Origin of the sequence: Cupriavidus taiwanensis LMG 19424 (assembly GCF_000069785.1) — a bacterium.
GTDB classification, from domain to species: Bacteria; Pseudomonadota; Gammaproteobacteria; order Burkholderiales; family Burkholderiaceae; genus Cupriavidus; species Cupriavidus taiwanensis.
The window spans coordinates 1,805,098-1,825,815 of sequence record NC_010530.1 but is presented as its reverse complement, the minus strand read 5'-3'; the positions used below and the strand labels follow the sequence as shown (position 1 = coordinate 1,825,815).

At 67.7% G+C, this 20,718-nt stretch carries 14 protein-coding genes and 1 pseudogene; 10 read left to right on the top strand and 5 right to left on the bottom strand.

The features are described 5' to 3' along the window. The first annotated feature begins 4 nt into the window (after nt 1-4). The 8 genes from tkt (at nt 5) to RALTA_RS23745 (ending at nt 11,786) form a co-directional block, all read left to right on the top strand. Nucleotides 5-2,017 carry a transketolase gene (gene tkt, locus RALTA_RS23780; protein WP_012356501.1) on the top strand — a complete coding sequence of 671 codons (2,013 nt, stop codon included), beginning with the start codon at nt 5-7 and terminating at the stop codon, nt 2,015-2,017. After that, entirely contained in the window at nt 2,017-2,730 is a 714-nt protein-coding gene (gene gph / locus RALTA_RS23775) for a phosphoglycolate phosphatase (RefSeq protein WP_012356500.1), read from the top strand. The genes tkt and gph overlap by 1 nt, the downstream gene beginning before the upstream one ends. A gap of 57 nt (nt 2,731-2,787) precedes the next feature. After that, nucleotides 2,788-3,798 (top strand): type I glyceraldehyde-3-phosphate dehydrogenase, encoded by a 1,011-nt coding sequence (gene gap, locus RALTA_RS23770; protein ID WP_012356499.1) that lies wholly within the window; start codon nt 2,788-2,790, stop codon nt 3,796-3,798. Between the two features lie 9 nt (nt 3,799-3,807). Next, on the top strand, nt 3,808-5,046 hold the full coding sequence (locus RALTA_RS23765) for a phosphoglycerate kinase (protein WP_012356498.1): 1,239 nt from the start codon (nt 3,808-3,810) through the stop codon (nt 5,044-5,046). Between the two features lie 38 nt (nt 5,047-5,084). After that, nucleotides 5,085-6,122, top strand: coding sequence for a class II fructose-bisphosphate aldolase (gene fba, locus RALTA_RS23760; protein ID WP_012356497.1), 1,038 nt, complete (start codon nt 5,085-5,087; stop codon nt 6,120-6,122). A gap of 230 nt (nt 6,123-6,352) precedes the next feature. Further along, nucleotides 6,353-8,626 (top strand): FdhF/YdeP family oxidoreductase, encoded by a 2,274-nt coding sequence (locus tag RALTA_RS23755; protein ID WP_012356496.1) that lies wholly within the window; start codon nt 6,353-6,355, stop codon nt 8,624-8,626. A gap of 114 nt (nt 8,627-8,740) precedes the next feature. Further along, entirely contained in the window at nt 8,741-11,530 is a 2,790-nt protein-coding gene (locus RALTA_RS23750) for an ATP-dependent Clp protease ATP-binding subunit (protein WP_012356495.1), read from the top strand. A gap of 58 nt (nt 11,531-11,588) precedes the next feature. After that, the gene (locus RALTA_RS23745) at nt 11,589-11,786 is read left to right on the top strand and encodes a hypothetical protein (RefSeq protein ID WP_012356494.1); all 198 of its coding nucleotides are present in this window, start codon (nt 11,589-11,591) and stop codon (nt 11,784-11,786) included. Nucleotides 11,787-11,868: 82 nt separating this feature from the next. Here the strand turns inward: RALTA_RS23745 and RALTA_RS23740 are convergent, their stop codons facing one another. The 5 genes and pseudogenes from RALTA_RS23740 to fdnG all read right to left on the bottom strand — a co-directional run bounded on the left by RALTA_RS23740 (nt 11,869) and on the right by fdnG (nt 18,436). Beyond that, on the bottom strand, nt 11,869-12,825 hold the full coding sequence (locus RALTA_RS23740; protein ID WP_041232606.1) for a Dyp-type peroxidase: 957 nt from the start codon (nt 12,823-12,825) through the stop codon (nt 11,869-11,871). Nucleotides 12,826-12,918: 93 nt separating this feature from the next. Further along, complete coding sequence (gene fdhE / locus RALTA_RS23735; protein WP_041232605.1) at nt 12,919-13,782, bottom strand: formate dehydrogenase accessory protein FdhE; 864 nt, start codon at nt 13,780-13,782, stop codon at nt 12,919-12,921. Continuing rightward, nucleotides 13,779-14,444, bottom strand: a complete 666-nt coding sequence (locus RALTA_RS23730) for a formate dehydrogenase subunit gamma (protein WP_012356491.1) — start codon at nt 14,442-14,444, stop codon at nt 13,779-13,781. Before RALTA_RS23730 ends, fdhE begins: the two co-directional genes overlap by 4 nt. Next, complete coding sequence (fdxH, locus tag RALTA_RS23725; RefSeq protein ID WP_012356490.1) at nt 14,441-15,355, bottom strand: formate dehydrogenase subunit beta; 915 nt, start codon at nt 15,353-15,355, stop codon at nt 14,441-14,443. Before fdxH ends, RALTA_RS23730 begins: the two co-directional genes overlap by 4 nt. Beyond that, nucleotides 15,352-18,436 (bottom strand): annotated as a pseudogene (gene fdnG / locus RALTA_RS23720) (formate dehydrogenase-N subunit alpha). Before fdnG ends, fdxH begins: the two are co-directional and overlap by 4 nt. A gap of 460 nt (nt 18,437-18,896) precedes the next feature. Here fdnG and RALTA_RS23715 point away from each other — a divergent pair. After that, nucleotides 18,897-19,814 carry an IclR family transcriptional regulator gene (locus RALTA_RS23715; protein WP_041232604.1) on the top strand — a complete coding sequence of 306 codons (918 nt, stop codon included), beginning with the start codon at nt 18,897-18,899 and terminating at the stop codon, nt 19,812-19,814. A 47-nt stretch (nt 19,815-19,861) separates the two neighbouring features. Next, on the top strand, nt 19,862-20,674 hold the full coding sequence (locus tag RALTA_RS23710; protein ID WP_041232603.1) for an SDR family oxidoreductase: 813 nt from the start codon (nt 19,862-19,864) through the stop codon (nt 20,672-20,674). Nucleotides 20,675-20,718 lie beyond the last annotated feature (44 nt).

Here is a 20,718-nt window from a genome sequence, read left to right as displayed (position 1 = left end):
CGAGATGAACGCACCCGAACGCATCGACTCCGCGGCGCGCTGCGCCAACGTGCTGCGCTTTCTCGCCGCCGACGCGGTGGAGCAGGCCCGCTCCGGCCACCCCGGCGCACCGATGGGCATGGCCGAGATGGCCGAAGTGCTGTGGCGGCGCCACCTGCGCCACAACCCGGCCAACCCGGCCTGGCCCGACCGCGACCGCTTCGTGCTGTCCAACGGCCATGCCTCCATGCTGCTGTATGCGCTGCTGCACCTGAGCGGCTATGACGTGCCGATGGCGCAGCTGCGCCAGTTCCGCCAGCTGCACGCGATCACGCCGGGCCATCCGGAAGTGGGCGTGACGCCGGGCATCGAGACCACTACGGGACCGCTGGGGCAGGGGCTGGCCAATGCCGTCGGCATGGCGTTGGCCGAAAAGCTGCTGGCCGCCACCTTCAACCGGCCCGGCTTCGACATCGTCGACCACCACACCTATGTGTTCCTCGGCGATGGCTGCCTGATGGAAGGGCTCAGCCACGAGGCCGCCTCGCTGGCGGGGACGCTCAGGCTGGGCAAGCTGATCTGCCTGTACGACGACAACGGCATTTCCATCGACGGTGACGTGTCCGGGTGGTTTGCCGACGACACGCCGCAGCGCTTTGCCGCCTACGGCTGGCATGTGGTCGCCGGCGTCGACGGGCACGACGCGCATGCCATCGACGCCGCGCTGCAGGCGGCCAAGGCCGAGCGCGACCGGCCCACGCTGATCTGCTGCCGCACCGTGATCGGCCAGGGCGCGCCGGCCAAGGCCGGCGGCCACGACGTGCATGGCGCGCCGCTGGGCGCGGCCGAAATCGCCGCGATGCGCGCGGCGCTGGGCTGGGAAGCGCCACCGTTCACGGTGCCCGCCGACGTGGCCGATGCCTGGGATGCGCGCGCGCAGGGCGCCGCGCGCGAGGCCGAATGGGAGGCGCGCTTCACCGGCTATTGCGCCGCCTACCCGGAACTGGCCGATGCGTTCGTGCGGCGCGTGCATGGCCGCCTGCCCGAGGGCTTCGATGCGCAGCTGCTGGCGCTGCTGGATGCGCCCTCGCCGCTGCAGGACAAGATCGCCACGCGCAAGGCCTCGCAGCTGTGCCTGGAGGCGCTGACCCCCGCCTTGCCCGAGCTGCTGGGCGGCTCGGCCGACCTGACCGGCTCCAACCTGACCAACGTCAAGGCCTCGGTCTGGGTCAACCATGCCGGCCACGGCAACTACGTCAGCTACGGCGTGCGCGAGTTCGGCATGGCCGCGGTGATGAACGGCATTGCGCTGCATGGGGGGCTGATTCCCTACGGCGGCACCTTCATGACTTTCTCGGACTACTCGCGCAACGCCATCCGCATGGCGGCACTGATGCGCCTGCGCGTGGTCCACGTGCTGACCCATGACTCCATCGGCCTGGGCGAGGACGGTCCCACGCACCAGCCGGTGGAGCACGCCGCCAGCCTGCGGCTGATTCCCAACAACCGGGTCTGGCGCCCCTGCGACGGCGCCGAAACCGCGTTCGCGTGGCTGGCCGCGCTGCGGCGCGAGGACGGACCGACCTGCCTGGTGCTGTCGCGCCAGGCGCTGACGCCGTTCGCGCGCGATGCGGCGCAGCGCGACGCGATCGCGCGCGGCGGCTACGTTTTGCGCGATGCACCGGCACCACGCGTGGTGCTGGTCGCGACCGGCTCCGAGGTGGAAATTGCCATGCGCGCGGCCGCGCAGCTGGCCGATGCAGGCATCGCCGCACGCGTGGTGTCGATGCCCTGCGTCGAGCTGTTCTACGCGCAGGACGCGGCGTACCGCGACACGGTGCTGCCGCCAGGCGTGCCGCGCGTCAGCATCGAAGCCGGCAGCACCTGGTTCTGGCGCGGCGTGGTGGGCGAGCGGGGCCGGGCGCTGGGCCTCGACACCTTTGGCGAGTCGGCGCCCGCCGAGGCGCTGTACCAGCATTTCGGCCTGACCCCGGATCATGTCGCGGCAGCTGCGCTGGCCGTACTGGAGGATGCGTGATGACTACCCATGCCATCCATTCCATCAATGCCATGCCCTGCACCGCGGTGCTGATCGACCTCGACGGCACGCTGGTCGACAGCGCGCCGGATATCGTTGGCGCGGCCAGCCTGATGCTGGCCGATCTCGGCAGTCCGCCGCTGCCGTTCGACACCGTGGCCGGCTTTATCGGCCGCGGCGTGCCCAACCTGGTGCGGCGCGTGCTGGAAACCGCGCAACTCGCTACGCACATCGACGCCGCCGACGCGGTGGCGCTGTTCCATCGCCACTATGCCGGCACCAACGGCCGCCTCGGCACCGTGTTCCCCGGCGTGGAAAGCGGCCTCGCCGCGCTCCGGCGCGAGGGCTATCGCCTGGCATGCGTCACCAACAAGCCGCGCGCGCTCGCGGTCCCGCTGCTGGCCATGACCGGCCTGGCGGCCTACCTGGAGGTGCTGGTCGCCGGCGATTCCATTGCGCAGATGAAGCCGGATCCCGAACCGCTGCGCCATGCCTGCCGCCTGCTCGACGTCGATCCCGCGCATGGCGTGCTGGTGGGGGATTCAGCGGTGGACGTGCAGGCGGCGCGCGCGGCCGGCATGCCGGTCTGCCTGGTGCGCTATGGCTACGCCGGCCCCGGTGGGCCGGCCTCCCTCGGCCCTGATGCGCTGGTCGATTCGTTCGAGGCATTGCCGGCGCTGCTGAGGCCGGCATGGCTGGCGCCGGCGGCCTGAGCCACCGCCCGCGCGCGCCACGCAGGGAAGGATTCAAGACAACGACATGGAGACAGCATGACTATCAAGGTTGCCATCAATGGCTATGGCCGCATCGGCCGCAATGTGCTGCGCGCCCACTATGAAGGCGGCAAGCGGCACGACATCGAGATCGTCGCCATCAATGACCTCGGCAACGCCGCCACCAATGCCCACCTGACCCAGTACGACACCGTCCACGGGCGCTTTCCCGGCGAGGTCGCGGTCGATGGCGATGCCTTCCGCGTGAACGGCGACCGCATCCGCGTGCTGGCCCAGCGCAACCCGGCGGAATTGCCTTGGGGCGAACTGGGCGTGGATGTGGTGATGGAGTGCACCGGCCTTTTCACCACCAAGGACAAGGCCTCGGCCCACCTGAAGGGCGGCGCGAAGAAGGTGATCATCTCCGCCCCCGGCGGCAAGGACGTCGATGCCACCATCGTCTATGGCGTGAACCACCACGTGCTGAAGGCGACCGACACGGTCATCTCCAACGCCTCGTGCACCACCAATTGCCTGGCGCCGCTGGTCAAGCCGCTGCATGAAAAGCTGGGCGTGGTGAACGGCCTGATGACCACCGTCCATGCCTATACCAACGACCAGGTGCTGACCGACGTCTACCACGAAGACCTGCGCCGCGCGCGCTCGGCCACCATGTCGATGATCCCCACCAAGACCGGCGCGGCCGCGGCGGTGGGGCTGGTGCTGCCGGAGCTGGACGGGCGGCTGGATGGCTTTGCGGTGCGCGTGCCGACCATCAATGTGTCGCTGGTCGACCTGTCCTTCGTCGCCGCGCGGCCCACCACCGTCGAGGAAGTGAACGGCATCCTGCAGGCCGCGGCGCAGGGCGAGCTCAAGGGCATCCTTAACTACAACGCGGCGCCGCTGGTCTCGGTGGATTTCAACCACAACCCGGCCTCGTCGACCTTCGACGCCACCCTGACCAAGGTCAACGGCACGCTGGTCAAGGTCTCGGCCTGGTACGACAACGAATGGGGCTTCTCCAACCGCATGCTGGATACCGCGGTGGCGCTGGCCGGTGCCCGCTAGCAGGAGGCCATGATGAGCGAATCCCATGCTACGCACGCGCTGCCGCCATCCCCGGCGCCGCACACGCTGGCCGCGCTGCTCGCCAATGGCGGGCTGGCCGGCAAGCGCGTCTTCATTCGCGCCGACCTCAACGTCCCGCAGGACCCCGCCGGACAGATTACCGACGACACCCGTATCCGCGCTTCGGTGCCCGCCATCGCGGCCTGCCTGCAGGCTGGCGCCGCGGTGATGGTCACCTCGCACCTCGGCCGGCCCGAGGAAGGGCAGCCCGACCCGCGCCACAGCCTGGCGCCGGTGGGGCGCCGCTTGTCGGAGCTGCTGAGCCGCCAGGTGCCGCTGCTGTCCGGCTGGATCGAGGGCGGCTTCCAGGTGCCGCCCGGCCAGGTGGTGCTGCTGGAAAACTGCCGCATGAACCAGGGCGAGAAGAAGAACAGCGATGAGCTGGCGCAGAAGATGGCGCGGCTGTGCGATGTCTACGTCAACGATGCCTTCGGCACCGCACACCGCGCCGAAGCCACCACCCACGGCATCGCCAAGTACGCGCCGATCGCCTGCGCCGGCCCGCTGCTGGCCGCCGAGATCGACGCGCTGGGCAAGGCGCTGGGCCAGCCGGCGCGTCCGCTGGTGGCCATCGTGGCCGGCTCCAAGGTCTCGACCAAGCTGACCATCCTGAAGTCGCTGGCCGACAAGGTCGACCACCTGATCGTCGGCGGCGGCATCGCCAACACCTTCATGCTGGCCGCCGGCCTGAAGATCGGCAAGTCGCTGGCCGAGGCCGACCTGGTCGCCGACGCCAGGGCCATCATCGACATCATGGCCGCGCGCGGCGCATCGGTGCCCATCCCCGTGGATGTGGTCTGCGCCAAGGAATTCAGCGCCACCGCTACCGCTACGGTCAAGGACGTCAAGGACGTGGCCGACGACGACATGATTCTGGACATCGGTCCCAGGACCGCCGCGCTGCTGGCGGAGCAACTGAAGGCTGCCGGCACCATCGTCTGGAACGGCCCGGTGGGCGTGTTCGAGTTCGACCCCTTCGGCAACGGCACCAGGGTGCTGGCCGAAGCCATCGCCGAGTCGAAGGCATTCTCGATCGCCGGCGGCGGCGACACGCTGGCGGCCATCGCCAAGTACGGCATTGCCGACCGCGTGGGCTACATCTCCACCGGCGGCGGCGCGTTCCTGGAATTCCTGGAAGGCAAGACGCTGCCCGCACTGGCCGTGCTGGCGCAACGCGCGGCCGCCTGATCGCTCACCCACTCCGCATCAAGCCAAGGAGACTCATCATGGCACTCATATCCCTGCGCCAGCTGCTCGACCACGCGGGAGAGTTCGGCTACGGCGTGCCGGCCTTCAACGTCAACAACCTGGAACAGATCCACGCGATCATGGAGGCGGCGGAGGAAACCGACAGCCCCGTGATCCTGCAGGCCTCGGCCGGTGCCCGCAAATATGCGGGCGAGGCCTACCTGCGCCACATGGTGCTGGCCGCCGCCGAGACCCACCCGGACATTCCCATCGTGCTGCACCAGGACCACGGCTCCAGCCCGGCGGTGTGCCAGGCGTCGATCCGCTCGGGCTTCACCAGCGTGATGATGGACGGCTCGCTGCGCGAGGACATGAAGACGCCGTCCGACTACGACTACAACGTCGACGTCACGCGGCGCGTGTGCGAGATGGCGCATGCGGTCGGCGTCTCGGTCGAAGGCGAGCTGGGCTGCCTCGGTTCGCTGGAAACCGGCCAGGCGGGCGAAGAAGACGGTGTCGGCGCGGCGGGCACGCTGTCGCGCGACATGATGCTGACCGACCCGGCGCAGGCGCGCGACTTCGTCGCCCGCACCGGCGTGGACGCGCTTGCCATTGCCATCGGCACCAGCCACGGCGCCTACAAGTTCTCGCGCCAGCCCACCGGCGACATCCTGGCGATCGACCGCATCCGCGCGATCCACGAGCAGATTCCCGACACCCACCTGGTCATGCACGGCTCCAGCTCGGTGCCGCAGGAATGGCTGGAAATCATCCGCCAGTACGGCGGCGACATCAAGGAGACCTACGGCGTGCCGGTCGAGGAGATCCTGCGCGGCATCCGCAACGGCGTGCGCAAGGTGAATATCGACACCGACATCCGCCTGGCCATGACCGGCGCCATCCGCAAGTCGCTGGCCGAGGACCGTAGCGAGTTCGATCCGCGCAAGGCGTTGCTGGCGGCCAAGAAGGGCGCGCGGGGCGTGGTCAGGTTGCGCTTCGAGGCCTTCGGCTGTGCCGGGCAGGCTGGGCGGATCAAGCCGGTGGCGATGGAGAGGATGGCGGGTCTCTATCGCTGACACCGCCCGCAGCATCACCACCCCACGCATGCGCTCCCCTCTCCCGCTTGCGGGAGAGGGGTGGGGGAGAGGGCCGAAGCCTCAACGAAGTCAAGCGCTTCAGTACTGCCACCGCCGGCCCTCTCCCACGGCCACTCTCCCGCTTGCGGGGGAGGGTAGCAGACCGGCAGCCCTGCCAAAAGTAAGCGCGTATTCAACGCCAACCCCTAGGGGCGGCACAAGGAGCAATCATGGCCAAGCTACGCGATGTACCCGGTATCCGCAAATACGACGGCCCCGCCGGAGGCTGGGGAGCGCTGAAGGCAACCGCCACGGCGATCCGGCTGCAGATGGATACCGTCAAGGCCCCGATCACGCTGCTGCGCACCAACCAGCCCGACGGCTTCGACTGCCCCGGCTGCGCGTGGCCCGACAAGGAGCACCGGTCGACCTTCCAGTTCTGCGAAAACGGCGCCAAGGCCGTCACCTGGGAGGCCACGACCAAGCGCGTGACGCCGGAATTCTTCGCGGCCAACACGGTGTCGGCGCTGCTGAACCGCACCGATTTCGAACTGGAAGACCAGGGCCGCCTGACGCATCCACTCGTCTATGACCGCGCCACCGACACCTTCAGGCCGGTGGAATGGGAAACCGCGTTCGCCCGCATGGGCGAAATCCTGCGCGGACTGTCGCCGGATCAGGTCGAGTTCTATACGTCCGGCCGGGCCTCCAACGAGGCCGCCTACCTGTACCAGCTGTTCGCGCGGGAGTACGGCACCAACAATTTTCCCGATTGCTCGAACATGTGCCACGAGCCGACCAGCGTGGGCCTGCCGCGCTCGATCGGCATCGGCAAGGGTACCGTGTCGCTGGACGACTTTGACCAGTGCGAGCTGATCATCTCGATCGGGCACAACCCGGGAACCAACCATCCGCGCATGATGGGAACGCTGCACGAGGCATCGCGGCGCAAGGTGCCGATCCTGGTGTTCAACCCGTTGCGCGAACGCGCGCTCGAGCGCTTCGCCGACCCGCAGAACATGCTGGAGATGGCGACCTATGGTTCCACCCGCATCGCGTCGTCGTACTTCCTGGTGCGGGCCGGAGGCGATGCCGCCGCCATCAAGGGGGTCATGAAAGCACTGCTGGAGCTGGAAGCCACCCAGGGCAACGTGCTGGACCACGACTTCATCGCCGGCCACACCGAGGGCTTTGCCGCGCTGGCGGAGGACCTGGCTGCGACCGAATGGGCGGATATCGAAAAGACCAGCGGCCTTGCGCGTGCCGACCTGGAACGGGTCGCCGCGGCGTATGCCAAGTCGAACGCCACCATCGTCACCTATGGCATGGGCGTGACACAGCACAACGAAGGCACGGCCAATGTCCGCCTGCTGTGCGACCTGCTGATGCTGCGCGGCAACTTCGGCAAGCCCGGCGCCGGCATCTGCCCCTTGCGCGGCCACTCCAACGTGCAGGGCAACCGGACCGTCGGCATCACCGAGAAACCCTCGGCGGAGTTCCTGCAGCGGCTCGCGGACACGTTCGGCTTCCGTCCGCCGGCAGCGCACGGGCACGATGCCGTGCGGGCCATGCAGGCGATGATCGACGGCAGCGCCAGGGCGCTGTTTTGCCTGGGCGGAAACTTCGCGGTCGCGCTGCCTGATCCGGACCAGTGCTTCCCTGCCATGGGCAAGCTTGACCTGAGCGTCCATGTCGGCACCAAGCTCAATCGCACCCACCTGCTGGTGGCGCGGGAGACATATCTGCTGCCCTGCCTCGGCCGCACCGAACTGGATGTGCAGGAAACCGGGCCGCAATCGGTCACGGTGGAGGATTCGATGTCGATGGTCCACGCCTCGGCCGGCAGGCTGGCGCCGGCCTCCGCGTTGCTGCGCTCGGAGCCGGCCATCGTCGCGGGCATTGCCACCGCAACCCTGCCGGACAGCAGGGTGCCGTGGCTGGAGCTGGTTGCCGACTATGACCGGATCCGCGACCTGATCGAGCAGACCGTGCCGGGCTTCGACGACTTCAACACGCGCGTGCGCGTGCCTGGCGGATTCCGCATGCCGTTGCCGCCCACCGAACGCAGATGGGAAACCCCGTCGGGAAAGGCGGAGTTCTACGTGTTCAAGGGACTGCAGGAAGACAAACAGGTCCATGCCGACGATGTGCTGCGGCTGGTGACGATCCGCAGCCATGACCAGTACAACACCACCATCTACGCCATGGATGACCGCTACCGGGGCGTGTTCGGGCGCCGCGATGTGCTGTTCATGAACGCGGCCGACCTGGCTGCGCGCGGCCTGGAACATGGCGACCTGGTCGATATCGAGACCATTGCGGCGGGCCGGCAACTGCGGTTCGACAAGCTGACCGCGATCGAATACGACATTGCGCCGGGCTCGGTCGCCGCCTACTATCCGGAGGCCAACAGGCTGGTGCCGCTCGACTACATTGACGAGGACAGCGGCACGCCGTCCTACAAGTCCGTGCCGGTGCGCGTGCTGCGCTCGACGGTGACGTAATGGCACGCCACGCCTCTTTTCCTTGATTCCACGCGCCGTTGCAAGCCGCACCGGCGGCGTGCCGCGGCGTTTCGTTGACGCTGAACGCGACCTGTCTGTGGAGGAAAGCCCATCATGCCGACCCTATGTGAAATCTGCAGTGCGCGCCCGGCCGTGGCGCGCGTCACGGTGGTTCAGGACGGCCAGCGCAAGTCCATGTCCATTTGCGACTACGACTACCGGCAGCTGCTGCGCCACCAGGACATGCTCAACCCGTTCGATTCGCTGCTGGGCGGGGGCGGCCTGTCCCGCTTCTTCGGCGGCCTCGGCAATGGCGCGGACGACGAGGCGCAGGGCGGCTTCGCCGCCGAAGTGCCACGCGAATCCGTCGACGTGACCGACGCCTTCAGCGAACAGACGCTGGAGCTGCTGCAGCGCGCGGCGGAAAAGGCCCATGAGCTGCGGCGCAATGAACTGGACACCGAGCACCTGCTCTATGTGCTGTCCGATACCGATGTCTGCGTGGCACTGCTCAAGGAGCTCAAGCTATCGCCGCAAGACCTGCGCGGCTATATCGACGCGCATGCGCAAACCGGCAGCGCCGCGCCGGACGCCGCGGTCGACCGGATGACGATCTCGCCGCGCCTGAAGAAGGCGTTCCAGTATGCGTTCCAGGCGTCGCGCGAGCTGGGGCATTCCTATGTTGGCCCGGAGCACCTGCTGATCGGGCTCGCCTCGGTGCCCGACAGTATCGCCGGGACGCTGCTGAAGAAGTACGGCGTCACGCCTGAGGCGCTGCGCCAGAAGGTGGTGAAGGTGGTGGGCAAGGGCGCGGAGGATGGCCGCGTCGACACGCCGACGGGCACGCCCACGCTCGACAAGTTCGGACGCGACCTGACCGCGATCGCGCGGCAGGGCAAGCTCGACCCGGTGCTGGGCCGGGCGCAGGAGATCGAGAACACGATCGAGGTGCTGGCGCGGCGCAAAAAGAATAACCCGGTGCTGATCGGGGAGCCCGGCGTGGGCAAGACCGCGATCGTGGAAGGGCTGGCGCAGCGCATCGTCAACGGCGACGTGCCGGAGGTGCTGCGCGGCAAACGCCTGGTCGAGATCAACCTCAATGCCATGGTGGCGGGGGCGAAGTACCGCGGCGAGTTCGAGGAACGTGCCAAGCAGCTGATCGATGAGGTCACCGCCCGGAACGATGAACTGATCCTGTTCATCGACGAGCTGCACACCATCGTCGGGGCCGGACAGGGCGGCGGCGAGGGCGGCCTGGACGTTGCCAACGTGCTCAAGCCCGCGCTGGCGCGCGGCGAACTGAGCCTGATCGGCGCGACCACGCTGAACGAGTACCAGAAGTACATCGAGAAAGACGCGGCGCTGGAACGGCGCTTCCAGCCGGTGCTGGTGCCCGAGCCCACCGTGGAGCAGACCATCGTCATCCTGCGCGGCCTGCGCGACAAGCTCGAGGCGCACCACCAGGTCACCTTTGCCGACGATGCATTCGTGGCCGCGGCAGAAATGTCGGACCGCTACATCACATCGCGCTTCCTGCCGGACAAGGCCATCGACCTGATCGACCAGGCCGCGGCGCGCGTGCGCATCGGCGCGACCTCGCGGCCCGCCGACATCCAGGAACTGGAGGCGGAGATCGCGCAGCTCAAGCGCGAGCAGGACTATGCCGCGTCGCGCAAGCGCTTTGACGAGGCCAAGGCCTTCGAGGACCGCATCACCGGCAAGCAAAAGCGGCTCGATGAGCTGACGGAGGCATGGCAGCGCAAGACCGGCTCGGAAACACTGGAAGTCACGGTCGCGGCCATTGCCGAGGTGGTGTCGCGGCTGACCGGCATCCCGGTGACCGATCTCACGCAAGAGGAACGCCAGAAGCTGCTGAAGATGGAAGAGCGGCTGCGCGAGCGCATCGTGGGGCAGGATGACGCGGTGGTCGCGGTGAGCGACGCGGTGCGCCTGTCGCGCGCGGGGCTCGGCCAGGCCAACCGGCCGATCGCGACCTTTCTCTTCCTCGGGCCGACTGGCGTGGGCAAGACCGAGCTGGCCAAGGCGCTCGCGGAATCCGTGTTCGGCGACGAACAGGCCATCATCCGTATCGACATGTCCGAGTACATGGAGCGCCATGCGGTGGCACGTCTGATTGGCGCGCCGCCGGGCTATGTCGGCTACGACGAGGGCGGGCAGCTGACCGAGCGGGTCCGCCGCCAGCCCTATAGCGTGATCCTGCTGGACGAGATCGAGAAGGCCCACCCCGACGTGTACAACGTGCTGCTGCAGGTCTTCGACGACGGTCGCCTGACCGACGGCAAGGGCCGCGTGGTGGATTTCAGCAACACCGTCATCATCGCCACGAGCAACCTGGGCGCCCCGATCATCATGGAGAACCTGGAGAAGTCAGAGGCATCCCGCATGGATGACAAGGCGCTGCGCGAAGCGCTGATGAAGGTGCTGAAGGGACACTTCCGGCCCGAGTTTCTCAATCGCATCGATGACATCATCGTGTTCCACGCGCTTTCGCGCGAGAACATCCGCGCGATCGTGCAGATCCAGCTCGAGCGCGTCGCGCGCACTGCCGCCGCGCAGGATATTGCGGTCAGGTTCGATGCGGCGCTGATCGATCATCTGGTCGAGGTGGGCTACCAGCCGGAGTTCGGTGCGCGCGAGCTGCGGCGCCAGATCCGCCAGCAGGTCGAAACCGCGCTGGCGCGGCAGATACTGGGCGACAAGCTGAAATCCGGGGACAGTGTCGAGGTGGGCTTCGACCAGGAGCGCGAGGCGGCGACCTTCAGGAAGCTGGAAGCGGCGCGCAAGCCGAAGGCCGGCAAGGCGAGTGCCAAGGCTGCTGCGCCCGGCAAGGGGGATGGCGGTAAGGGGGATGGCGCCGTTGCTGCCGGTGATGCCGCAGCCTGAGCGCGGCGGGCAACCACGCACGCGATAACGCAGGGAATTCTACGCCGGAGGTTCAACCATGCAGGAGTTCGACTTTTACCTCAACCTGAAGAAACCGACGCTGGGACTCTATGTGCGCAAGGGGGCGGGGCTTCCCGATCTTGCCGATGCCGCGCAGTGGCGGCTTGAAGGAACCGTCGCCGAGACCGATGTGCCGCCCGATGTCCTGAAAGGACTCAGTGCCAACGGTCACGCCTTCCAGGAGCTGGGCGGCTGACCGCGCCAGGCGCGGCCGCGATGGGCCCGAGGGATCGCGGCCGCCAATCGGAAGGAAGGGGAGGCTAGGGCAGGCGGCCGCGTCATTGCCCGGCGCCGCCGCGGTCCGCCAGCGCTTCGAGCAGGTCGGCCGACGGGACAAAGAACAGGCCGCCGGTGACGGCCCGGCTGAAATCGAGCAGCCGGTCGTAATTGCCGGGCGGCCTGCCGACGAACATGTTCTCGAGCATCTGCTCGATCGGGGCCGGCGAGCGGGCGTAGGCGATGAAGTAGGTGCCGAACTCGCCCGCACCCGGGCGGCCAAACACCATGTTGTTGCGCAGGATCTTGACTTCCTGCCCGTTGTCGTCAAGCGTGGTCAGCGCGCTGTGCGAGTTCGATGGCTTGACACTGGCGTCCAGCTCGATGTCCGACAGCTTCCTGCGGCCGATGATCAGTTCCTGCGCCTCGACCGGCAACGCGTTCCACCCTGCCATGTCGTGCAGGTACTTCTGCACCATGACGTAGCTGCCGCCCGCGAACCCGGCGTCTTCTTCCCCGATTACCGTGAAGCCCGCGGCTTCGCGGCCGGTCGGATTTTCGGTGCCGTCGACGAAACCGATCATCGCCCGCATGTCGAAGTTGCGAAAGCCATGCACCTCGTCGACCACCCGCACCGCGTCGCCCAGCTTGCCTAGCAGCTGCGTGGCCAGCTCGAAGCACAGGTCCATCGCTTCGGCGCGGATGTGCAACAGCAGATCGCCTGGCGTTGCCGGGGCCATGCGCTCGCCGGCACCGAATTCGCGGAAGGGATGCAGCGCAGCGGGGCGGGGCGCGCCGAAGAGGCGGTCCCATGCGTCCGAGCCGAAGCCGCAGACACAGGACAGGTTGCCGTCCGGTACGCGATGGCCGACTGCACGCACCACCGCGGCGACGTCGGCGCACCATGCACGCACGGTTTCAGCGTGCGCGTCGCCATCGGCAAGCGTTGCGACGAGGAAGATCGCGCTGCGGGTGATGGAACTTGCAACGGCCTGGGGTTCGGGAAGACTGGTTGGCATAGGCATCTGTAGGGGTTCGGGCTGATCCGTCTGTGCGCAAACGGGCGAGACTTCCACGCATAAGCGTACACGAACTACCTGGGTGCCCGGGTCTCATCCCGGCAAGGCGAACGGATTGAACCCGGTACGTTGAAAGCCTTCCCCCGCCACGGCATCGTCGAGCGCCAGCGTGGCCAGATCATCGGCCACCGCTTCGGCATGCGGATCCCGCTCCAGCGACACCACCTTCAGATAACCGCGGCACACGCCGCAGCTCTCGGCTCGCACCGTGGCTTCGGCGGTATCGAAGCTGAGGTAGTCGAGGTCGGCGGCGGAGCCGCAGTTGCTGCATTTGGCCCGCACCATGTGCCACGCGCTTTCGCACAGCGGGCAATGCAGGTAGCGCATGCCGTGGTGCTCGCCGCTCAGGATCAGGCTTGCCACCGGGGCGGTGCCGCACAGCGGGCAGACCGGCGGCTCGGCGCTGCCGCCGGGGGGCAGCGGCGCCGCACGCGCGGCGCTGGCGCATTGCAGGGACAGCGCGGCCCACAGCAACGGCGCAATCGCCGCCGGCACGGCGTCGAAGCGGCCCGCGGCCAGCGCCTGCGTGGCCGCCAGGCGTTCCGCCGCGGCAAGGCCGCGCAGTGCTGCGAGATGGGGTGCGACCGGCGCGGGAACGTCTTGCGCAAGCCGCTCGATCAGACGGTCGAGCAGGCCCATGCAATGCCCCGCATGCGCAATCGCGCCGCCTGCCAGCGGCCCGCATGCGCCGGCTTCGGGCAGCAGGGTCGCCTGCACCTCGGTCACGCGGGCGGCCCAGTGCAGGTAAGGGGCATGGTCGTGGCCTTCGGCCAGCGCATGCAGGCGCGCGGCGCGGCGGCTGTAAAGCTGGGAAAGGTCGGACTGGATCAGCGGCGCGAAATGCCGCGAGGCCTGGTCCGGCGGCAGCGCCTCCGGCATGTGCGGATGCTGCGTCATTGCCCATGCCCCTTTGCGTTCGCCGCCCGCGCCTCTTTCGCTTCCAGTTCGCCATGCCACCGGTCATGGTGCTGCCTGGCCCACGCGCGCGAGACATAGCCGGTCACCATCCCCGTGATCGAGCCGCGTACCCAGATCGCCAGATAGATGTGGCCCAGGATCAGCAGGATCAGCCCGATCCCGGCCACGGCATGGGCCAGGATCGCCAGGCGCAGGACAACAATCGGAAAATATTCGGCGAAATACGTGCGCCACATGACCAGCCCGGAGACCAGCAGCACCAGTATCGAAGCCATGATCAGCCAGAACAGCACTTTCTGGCCGGCGTTGTACTTGCCGATCCGCAGCGGTTCGCCGCCATGCCGGTTCATCAGCACGTCGCGGATGCGGCGGAACCAGATCGCGTCAGTGCGCGCCGGCAGGTTGTCGCCCACGAAGCGCGCGAACATGAAGCAAAGGCCGGCAAACACCGCAATGCCGAGGAACGGGTGCAGCAGGCGCGCCAGCTGCGGCGTGCCCAGCAGGCCGCTCATCCAGCTCACCGTCGGGAAGAACCATGAAATGCCCGACACCGCGGCAAGGAAGAAGCACAGCACGACCGCCCAGTGGCACAGCCGCTCGGCGAATTTCGTGCGCAGGATGCTGTCGTCGGGGCGCGTCATTTCCCGTCTCCGCTTGTCGTGCCGTCAGTGGCGGGATCACTCGCGCCGTCGTGGCCGGTGTCGGTGGTATTCGGGCCGACCGCCATGAAATGCGCGGCCATGCCCACGACCGCGGCCGCGCCGACGACCGCGGCGGTGGGTTTCAGGCCATCCTTCCAGCCTGCGACCAGGGTGCTGATCTCCGGATTCTTCGGCAGGCCCGCGTAGCGCTCCGCGTCGTCGGCATGCTGCAGCACGTACATCACGTGGGTGCCGCCGACCCCCGCCGGGTCATAGACGCCGGCGTTGGCATAGCCGCGCTCGTTGAGCTCGGCTACGCGCTCGGCGCCAAGCGACTGCATCTCCGCCTTCGAGCCGAAGGCGATGGCGCCGGTGGGGCAGGTCTTGACGCAGGCCGGCTCCTGTCCGACCGCGACGCGGTCGGAGCACAGCGTGCATTTGTAGGCCTTGTTGTCCAGCTTCGAGATGCGCGGCACGTCGAACGGGCAGCCGGCGACGCAATAGCCGCAGCCGATGCACAGGTCGGACTGGAAATCGACGATGCCGTTCGCATACTGCACGATGGCGCCAGGCGCGGGACAGGCTTTCAGGCAGCCGGGATCCTCGCAATGCATGCAGCCGTCCTTGCGGATCAGCCATTCCAGCTTGCCGGCCTGATCCTCATGCTCGGTGAAGCGCATCAGGGTCCAGGTGTTGGGCGACAGGTCGCGCGGATTGTCGTAGATGCCGACGTTCTCCTGCACGTCGCCGCGCAGGTCGTTCCATTCGTTGCAGGCGACCTGGCACGCCTTGCAGCCGATGCAGATCGACACGTCGATCAGCTTGGCTACTTCCATCTGGTGGTCGCGGATGCGCGGCGCCGGCGTCAGCTCGGACGAAGCCGAGCGGCGGATGATGTTCTGTGAGTTCATGCCCGGGCTCCGGCCATCTTTTCAATGTTGACGAGGAATGCCTTGAATTCCGGCGTTTGCGAATTGGCGTCGCCCACGCCCGGCGCCAGGGTGTTGGCGAGATAGCCCTTGCGGGTCGCGCCTTCGAAGCCCCAGTGGCAGGGGATGCCGACCTGCTCGACCGTTTGCCCGGCCACCTGCAGCGAGCGCATGCGCTTGGTCACCACGGCCTTGGCGGTGATGTAGCCGCGCCGGGTGGTGATCTTCACCGTGTCGCCGTGGCCGATGCCCTTGTCGGCGGCCAGCTTCTCGCCGATCTCGACGAACTGCTCGGGCTGCAGCATGGCGTTCAGGTGCGAGTGCTTGGTCCAGTGGCGGAACAGCTCGGTCACCGAATAGGTCGTGGCGACGTAAGGGAAGTCGGTGCGGTTGCCCAGCCGCTGCGCATCGTTCTGGAAGATGCGCGCGGTCGGGTTGTGGGTGACCGTGGCATGCAGCGGATTCTTTGCGAGCGGGCTCTCCACCGGCTCGTAGTGCTCGGGGAAGGGGCCGTCGATCATGCCGCCGGCAGAGAACAGCCGGCCCACGCCTTCGGGCAGCATGATGAAAGGCCCGACCGGTGTGCCCGGCGCCGCAGTCAGCGGAAAATCCGGCACGTCGGCGCCCGTCCATTGCTGGCCGTTCCAATGCAGGATCTGGCGCCTGGGGTCCCAGGGTCGGCCCATCTCATCCATCGAGGCGCGGTTGTAGAGGATGCGGCGGTTGGCGGGCCAGGACCAGGCCCAGCCCGGCGTATTGCCGAGCCCCGTGTCGGTGTTGTCGCGCCTGGCCATCTGGTTGCCGGCCTCGGTCCAGGAGCCGGTGAAGATCCAGCAGTAGCTCGAGGTGGTGCCGTCGTCGCGCAGCTGCGCGAACGAATCCAGCAGCTGGCCCTTGCGCAGGACCTTGTTCCCGGTGTCGTCGAAAGCGTCCGCCAGCGCGTAGCCGTTGGCCTCCTTGGCCATTTCCTCGGGATGCGGGTGGTGGGGGTCGTGGTAGGTGTCGGCGTCCCAGGTCATGTGCAGCACCTGTTCGGGACACGCGCCGCCTTCAGTCTCGTACAGCCAGTTCCATCATGATGCCCGCGAGGATGGCCGGGTCATGGCGCGCCTCGCCCGGCGGCTGCTGGCCGGCGTAGTGCCATTGGAGCCAGCGGCCGGAATTGACCACGGTGCCGTCCTCCTCGGCAAAGCAGCTCGACGGCAGCCGGAACACCTCGGTCATGATCTCCTCGGTCCTGACGTCGTTGAACTTGCCTTCGTTGCGCCAGAAGTTGGAGGTCTCGGTCACCAGCGGGTCGATGACCACGAGGAACTTCAGTTTCGACAGGGCGGCGGACGACTTGTTCTTGTCCGGCATTGCCGCCAGCGGATTAAAGCCCTGGACGATATAGCCGTTGACCTTGCCCTCGTACATCAGGTCGAAGTACGCCAGCATGTCGTAGCTGCGGTCCCATTTCGGCAGCAGGTCGTAAGCCCAGTCGTTCTGCGCCGTGGCATGCTTGCCGAACAGGTTCTTCTGCAAGGAGACGAAGAACTTGGGCAGGTTTTTCCAGTAGTTGACCTGGTCTGGCAGCAGCGCCCTGGGCGTGGCATCCGCCAGGTATTGCCTCAGCGTCTGCTGCCCGTCCTTGGGCAGGTCCATATAGCCCGGCAGCCGTACCGACAGCAGGCCCAGGTCGGTATAGCCCTGGATATTCGAGTGCCCGCGCAGCGCGTTCACGCCGCCGCCAGGCATGCCGACATTGCCGAGCAGCAGCTGGATCATTGCCGCGCCGCGGATGATCTGCGCGCCGCCGGTGTGGTGCGTCCAGCCCAGCGCATACAGCCACGTCAGGGTCTTGTCCTTCGCCGCGCACGTGCCGACGATCTCGGCAATCTGCAGGAAGTCCGCCTGCTTCACGCCGGTGATTTCCTCGACCTTCTCCGGCGTGTAGCGCGATACATGCTGCTTCAGCAGGCTCAGCACGCAGCGCGGGTGTCGCATCGACGGATCGCGCCGGGCGTTGCCCGCGCCGTCGAGTTCATAGGTCCAGGACGATTTATCGTAGCGCTTGCTTTCGGCATCGAAGCCCGAGAACAGCCCCTCGTCGAAGCCGAAATCCTCGCGCACGATCAGCGCTGCGTTGGTGTACGCGCGCACGTAGTCGCGCTGGATCTTGTCGTGCTGCAGCAGCCAGTTGACCAGGCCCATCAGGAAGGCCGTATCCGAGCCCGCGCGGATCGGCGAGAAGATATCGGCCACCGCGGCCGTGCGGTTGAAGCGCGGATCGATGACGATGACCCTGGCCTTGTTCCGGATCTTGGCTTCGATCACCCACTTGAAGCCGACGGGATGGGCCTCCGCGGGATTGCCGCCCATGACCATGACGACATTGGCGTTCTTGATGTCCACCCAGTGGTTGGTCATCGCGCCGCGCCCGAACGACGGACCGAGTGCGGACACCGTGGGCCCGTGGCACAGCCGCGCCTGGCAGTCCAGCGCCAGCATGCCCAGCGAGCGGGCAAACTTGAAGTCGAGCACGCCGGTTTCGTTGGACGCCGCCGACGAGGCGAGCATGCCCGAACTGAGCCAGCGGTTCACCAGCTGGCCCTTCTCGTTGCGCGCGATGAAGTGCTTGTCGCGGTCGTCCTTGAGCAGGCGCGCGATGCGCCGGGTCGCGTCGTCCCAGCTGATGCGCACCCATTCCTTCGACCCCGGCGCACGGTATTCCGGGTACAGCAGCCGGTTTTTCGAATGGACGATGTCGAGCAGCCCCGCGCCCTTGGGACACAGCGAACCGCGGCTGACCGGATGGTCGGGATCGCCCTCGATGTGGAAGATGCGTGGCTTTGCGTTCCGGGCACCATCCCCGAGCGAATACATCAGCAGGCCGCAGCCGACCGAGCAGTAGGTGCAATTGTTGCGCGTCTCCTTGGCACGCAGCAGCTTGTAGGGCCGCACGCCCGCCGGGGTTTGCCCCCATGCCGGCGCCATGCCCAGGGCCGCGGCAGAAGCCGCGAAAGAACCGGCGCCAAGGATCTTGAGGAACCGCCTCCGTCCAATGCTGGTGGGTGTAGTCATCGTGGTCTCATCGTCATTTTTCCGCCGGCCCGCGGATGAACGGGCCGGGGGTCTCCGCCTTTTTTATGTCCGACAAGGAATGAATGCGCGCGCAGGCCCGCTGCGCGGTGTCGGCGCAGTGAGTGAGCCATCCTTGATGGGAACTGCCGCCTTGGGCAGCGTGTCAGGTCGTCTCCGGGCGTCGGGTCAGCGTTGCTGCGCCCGCCAGCGTCGCCGGCATGATCCGCGCCTTTTGCGCAAAGATATCCGCGTGCCAACCGAAGGACAATTCAGCGATTCTTTGCCGGGGCATAAGCAATCCGTTAAGTGACGCCTGTGGGCGCGAAGGGGGGCCGGCGCCTGCACCGGCCGGTCGAATGGTGTCCATGAACACGGTTTCTAGGGCACATGCTTTCCTTACATAGCGCCCCCGGCCAGCCGCCTTTGCTGCAATCTAATGGGCCTGCCCGGAGCGCCGCCCATGAAACGCACCACCACCATTCCGACGCCGCCGCCCGATGCCGCGCACAGCCCGGTGCCGGCCGACGTGCCGGTGGGCAATGGCTGTGCCGATGACCGCAATTTCGTCACGGCGCTGGCGCGCGGCATGGAGCTGTTGCGCGCGTTCGGGCCGCAGGACGATTACCTGGGCAATGCGGAACTGTCGCGGCGCACGGGCATTCCGCGTCCGACGGTGTCGCGGCTGACCTATACGCTGGCCACGCTGGGCTACCTGACCTATATCGAAGCATCGGAAAAGTACCGGCTGGGGCAGGGCGCGATGGTGCTGGGGCATCGCTATGTCGGCGGTGCCGGCATCCGCGAGATCGCGCAGCCGTTGATGCAATCGCTGGCGTTCGCGACGGATTGCACCGTGGCGCTGGCGATGCCGGACCGCCACGCCATGGTCTACCTGGAAAGCTGCCAGCCGCGTGGTGCGCTGGTGATCCGGCTGACGCCCGGTGCGCGGCTGCCGATGGCCACGTCGGCAATCGGGCGGGCGTGGCTGGCGGGGCTGGACGCGCCTCGCCGCGAGGCCGCACTGGCGGAATTGGCGCGCCACTACGGCGAGCGCTGGCCGTGCGTGCGCGCGGGGGTGGAGCGCGCGCTGCGCGACCATGCGCAGCGCGGGTTCTGCGTGGCGCATGCCGAGTGGGACCGCACCGTCAGCGGCGCGGCGGCGCCGCTGCGGCTGGAGGGCAGCAGCGAGGTGCTGGCGCTGAATATCGGCGGCGCCGCGGCGCGGCTGTCGCCGGAAATCCTGGAGGCCAATCTTGGCCCGCGCGTGCGCGAGCTGGCGCAGACGCTGCAGGGGCGGCTGTGGCAGCCTGGCGGCGCGCGCGCAACCGCGCGCTTTGCCTCCGCGCAGCCGGAGCCAGGCGAGGGCAAGCCTGCCTGACGCGCCGGGCACGGAAGCGGTATTCGAATTCAACGAGGAGACAACCCATGGAAGTACGCAACAAGACCGTCGTGGTGACCGGCGCGGCCACCGGCATCGGCCGTGCCCTGGCGCTGGCCTTTGCGCAGGCCGGTGCGCGCGGCGTGGCCGTGGCTGACCTGAACGCGGCCGGCGCCGCCACGGTGGCGGCCGAGGTCCAGGCCGCCGTGCCCGCCTGCCAGGTGTTTGCCCAGCCGGTCGACGTGGCCGACGCGGCCGCGGTGCAAGGGCTGGCCGACCTGGCCACGCAGCGCTTCGGCCAGGTCGACATCTTCTGTTCCAACGCCGGCATCATCCTGCGCAAGGGCCTGGAGGCCAGCGCCGGCGACTGGCAGCGCATCTGGGAAATCAACGTGATGGCGCACATTCATGCGGCAAAGGCGGTGCTGCCGCAGATGCTGGAGCGTGGCGACGGCTACTTCGTCAACACGGTGTCGGCCGCCGGCTTGCTGTCGCAGATCGGCTCGGCACCCTATGCGGTGACCAAGCATGCCGCCATCGGCTTTGCCGAGTGGCTGTCTATCACCTACGGCGACCGCGGCATCAAGGTCAGCTGCATCTGCCCTCAGGGCGTGCAGACCAACATGCTGTTCGGCGAGAACGGCGAGCGCAAGGGCTTCCTGCAGGAGGGCTCGGTCACCGCCGAGCATGTCGCCGCGGTAACGCTGGAGGGCGTGGCCGACGAGCGCTTCCTGATCTTGCCGCACCCCGAAGTGCTTGAGTACTATCGCCGCAAGGGCCAGGACTATGACCGCTGGCTGCGCGGCATGCGCCGCCTGCACGACAAGGTGATGCAGGAGTTCGGCGGCATCGCGGTCTGAAAGGGGCGGGCAGCCTGGCAGGTTCCGGCGGCGGCATTGCCGCC